Origin of the sequence: Citrobacter sp. Cy070, from assembly GCF_030332245.1 — a bacterium.
Classification (GTDB): Bacteria; Pseudomonadota; Gammaproteobacteria; order Enterobacterales; family Enterobacteriaceae; genus Citrobacter; species Citrobacter youngae.
The window spans coordinates 1-215 of record NZ_JAOWIG010000016.1 but is presented as its reverse complement, the minus strand read 5'-3'; the positions used below and the strand labels follow the sequence as shown (position 1 = coordinate 215).

At 48.8% G+C, this 215-nt stretch carries 1 rRNA gene; it reads right to left on the bottom strand.

Annotation, left to right across the window (positions count from 1 at the left end):
• Positions 1–64 (bottom strand): 5S ribosomal RNA (gene rrf / locus OGY19_RS24535); the annotation flags it as partial.
• Between the last annotated feature and the right edge of the window lie 151 nt (positions 65–215).

Genomic DNA, 215 nt, shown 5'->3' with positions numbered 1-215 from the left:
TACGGCGTTTCACTTCTGAGTTCGGCATGGGGTCAGGTGGGACCACCGCGCTACAGCCGCCAGGCAAATTCTGTTTATCAGACCGCTTCTGCGTTCTGATGTCATCTGTATCAAGCTGAATCTGATGTCTGTCTTTTCGCCAAAACATCTTCGGCGTTGTAAGGTTAAGCCTCACGGTTCATTAGTATCGGTTAGCTCAATGTATCGCTACACTT